Origin of the sequence: Kitasatospora sp. NPDC127067, assembly GCF_042724755.1 — a bacterium.
GTDB classification, from domain to species: domain Bacteria; phylum Actinomycetota; class Actinomycetes; order Streptomycetales; family Streptomycetaceae; genus Kitasatospora; species Kitasatospora lactacystinica.
The window spans coordinates 1-3,149 of sequence record NZ_JBHXEM010000273.1; the positions used below are offsets into that span (position 1 = coordinate 1).

Below are 3,149 nucleotides of genomic sequence, written 5' to 3' on the forward strand. Positions count from 1 at the left end.
CCCCGCACCCGCGGGGAGGCCGCCGTCGTCCGGGCCGGAGGGGCCGGGCCGGGGGCCGGCTACGGCCTGGTGAAGGTGTAGTGGGTGACGCCGCTCGGACTGGTCACCGCCTCGGTGCGAAAGCGCCGCTCCAGCCCTTCGAGCCCGCCCCAGAGCGGCTCCCCCCGGCCGAGCAGCACCGGCACCACGACCACGTGCAGGTGGTCGACCAGATCGGCCTCCAGGAAGGCCCGGACGGTGCCCGGGCCGCCGCCGATCCGCACGTCCAGGCCGCCGGCCGCCTCCCGGGCCCGGCGCAGCGCCTCCTCGGGGGAGGCGTCGAGGAAGTGGAAGACCGTCCCGCCGTCCATCTCCAGGGAGGGGCGCGGGTGGTGGGTGAGCACGAAGACCGGGGTGTGGAACGGCGGGTTCGGCCCCCACCAGCCCCGCCAGTCCTCGTCCTGCCAGGGGCCGCGCTGCGGGCCGAACTTGTTGCGGCCCATGATCTCCGCGCCGATGCCGTCGCCCCAGGTGCGGGCCATCGCGTCGTCCACGCCGGTGTCGCCGCCCTCCTGGCCGTTCATCCGCCGGAACGTCCGGGTGCGGAAGAACCAGCTGTGCAGCCGGTCGCCGGCGTGGCCGAACGGCGCGTCGAGGCTCTGGCCCTCGCCCGTGCCGTAACCGTCCAGGGAGATCGAGAAGTTGTGGACCCGGACCAGGGACATCGGTTCCTCCGCCGCTCTGCGCGCCTCGCGCGTGTCTCGGGTGCGGACCGACCGCACCCCGCGCGCGGGCCACGTTAACCAGGAGCGGCTATTGCCTGATGCACCGTCACCGCCCCCGGGCGTGGCGCGGCGCGTGCGGTGACGGTGCGGCGGGGGTGCGGTGGCCGGTGCGGCGGGGTGCGGTGACGGGTGCGGCGGATGTGGAGCGCGTGGAGGAAGGGGAGGGGAGCGGGGGAGAAGCGGTGCAGCCGTCACGCTATTGTCGTGCCTTCTTCATCCTGAGCACGCCCGGGCGGGCGATGCTTCGTCAGGCTGCCCGGGAGCAGGGCGGCCGGCATCCCATGACTTGGGGGGACCGTTCCGATGACCGTACGCCGCACCCTGACCGGATTCCTGGCCGCAGGCCTGATCGCCGCCGCGGCGGCGCTGATCCCGACCGCCCCGGCGGACGCCACCACGGGCGGGTCGGGCGACCTGCCGTTCGGCTCCGCGACCACCGTCGGCCTGCACAACACCTACGACCCGGCCGCGTTCCCGTACCTCGCCGAGGGCCTGGACACCGGCACCGGCATGATCGAGCTGGACCTCTGGCCGAACGTCTTCACCAAGACGTGGCAGGTCAGCCACTCCAACCCGTTCGGCAACTCCAACAACTGCACCGCCGCGAGCACCCCCGCGCAGCTCTACACGGGCGGTACCGACCAGAACCTGGAAAGCTGCCTGGACGACGTCCGGGTCTGGCTCGGCGCGCACCCGGGCGCCGGGCCGCTGGTGATCAAGCTGGAGCTCAAGCCGGGCTACTCGGCCAACCTCGGGATGGGCCCGGACCAGCTGGACGCGCTGATCGCCCAGCACCTCGGCTCCGCCGTGCTGCGCCCGGCCGACCTGCTGGCCAGGCCCGGCGGCGGCTCGTACGCGAGCGTCGACGAGGCGGTGCGGGCGGGCAACTGGCCGAGCCGTTCGGCGCTGGCCGGGAAGGTGCTGCTGTACGCGATCCCGGGCACGGTCGAGCTCGGCAACCCCTTCGACACCCTGCACACCGACGTCGAGCAGGGCCGGCACCTGCGCGACCTGGCGGCGGCCGGCCGGATCGGCCAGGCGCAGGTGTTCCCCTCCGTGCTCGGCGCCGCCACCGGCGACCCGCGCGGCCAGTACACCGGGGCGGACGCCTCGATCCGGCCCTGGTTCGTGGTCTTCGACGGTGACGCCTCCACCTACGTCAGGACCGTCGACACCGCCTGGTACGACAACGCCCACTACCTGCTGGTGATGACGGACTCCCACCTGGTCGCGCCGGAGATCAGCGGCACGGACCCGACCGCGGACCAGGCCCGGGCCCGCACCGAGCAGCTGGCGAAGGCGCACGCGAGCATCGTCTCCAGCGACTGGCGCAGGCTCCCGGCGGTGCAGTCGCTGGTGCTGTCGCGCGGCTGAGGCCGGCCCGGCGGCTGACCGGGCCGAGGCCCTGACGGGTACGTCGAGTTGACCGGAGGTGAAGAGTTGGAACGGGGCTTCCGATGGCTCCCGACCGTCGCCATCCTGGTTGTCATGACCCGAACTCTGCGCGCGTGGAAGACCCGCGTCGCCGCCACCGCCGCCGTTGCCCTGGTCACCCTCGCGCCGATCGCCGTCGCGACCGAGGCGCAGGCCGCGGTGAGCGGCTCGGTGTGCCTGTCCGCCCTGCCCTCCCAGGCCGGCACCACCCTCGACCTGATCGCCTCCGGCGGTCCCTTCCCGTACAGCCAGGACGGCGTCGTCTTCCAGAACCGGGAGCGCGTGCTGCCCGCGCAGTCCTCCGGCTACTACCACGAGTACACCGTGGTCACCCCGGGCTCGCCGACCCGCGGCGCCCGTCGCATCGTCACCGGCAGGCAGTACCACGAGGACTACTACACCGCCGACCACTACGTGACCTTCCGCAAGATCAACTTCGGCTGCTGAACCGGCCACCGCTCACCGCTGCACCGATCCATCGCTCCACCGCTCACCGATCCACCGGGCACCTCCGGGGCCCCGGCGCCGCACCCCGCGCCGGGGCCCCGGGCGCGTCCGATAGCGTCGGGGCGTCCGGCAACGACTCCTGGAGGTTCCCGTGCCGCAGATCCTGGTCGACCACTCGGCCGAACTCGACTTCGACCGGGCGGCGCTGGCCGCCGACGTCCACCAGGCGATCACCGAGGTGATCGACACCACGGTGGCGGACTGCAAGACGCTCTTCCGCCCCGCCGGCCGGCACCACGTCGGCGACGGGACGAGCGGCGAGGCCGTGGTGCTGGTCGAGGTGAAGATCCTGGCAGGCCGCAGCACCGAGCAGCGCGCCGAACTGACCGCCCGGGTGCTCGCCGCCCTGCGCGCCCGGATCGACCGGCCCGCCGCCATCGGCGTCCAGGTCACCGAACTCGACCGGGACACCTACCGGTTCGTCCACCACTCCGGCCACTGAGC

4 protein-coding genes are annotated in these 3,149 nt (G+C 73.5%); 3 read left to right on the plus strand and 1 reads right to left on the minus strand.

Going from position 1 to position 3,149, the window contains the following annotated elements; genetic code table 11:
- Positions 1–59: 59 nt before the first annotated feature.
- Positions 60–704, minus strand: a complete 645-nt coding sequence (locus ACFWJ4_RS41240) for a dihydrofolate reductase family protein (RefSeq protein WP_380359377.1) — start codon at positions 702–704, stop codon at positions 60–62.
- A gap of 363 nt (positions 705–1,067) precedes the next feature.
- On the opposite strand from ACFWJ4_RS41240, the gene ACFWJ4_RS41245 reads away from it, so the two are divergent.
- The 3 genes from ACFWJ4_RS41245 (at position 1,068) to ACFWJ4_RS41255 (ending at position 3,147) form a co-directional block, all read left to right on the plus strand.
- A complete protein-coding gene (locus ACFWJ4_RS41245; RefSeq protein ID WP_380554525.1) occupies positions 1,068–2,138 on the plus strand; it encodes a phosphatidylinositol-specific phospholipase C domain-containing protein in 1,071 nt (356 codons plus the stop codon).
- Positions 2,139–2,252: 114 nt separating this feature from the next.
- Complete coding sequence (locus tag ACFWJ4_RS41250; protein ID WP_380554528.1) at positions 2,253–2,645, plus strand: ribonuclease; 393 nt, start codon at positions 2,253–2,255, stop codon at positions 2,643–2,645.
- A gap of 151 nt (positions 2,646–2,796) precedes the next feature.
- On the plus strand, positions 2,797–3,147 hold the full coding sequence (locus ACFWJ4_RS41255) for a 5-carboxymethyl-2-hydroxymuconate Delta-isomerase (protein WP_380554530.1): 351 nt from the start codon (positions 2,797–2,799) through the stop codon (positions 3,145–3,147).
- Positions 3,148–3,149: the final 2 nt, after the last annotated feature.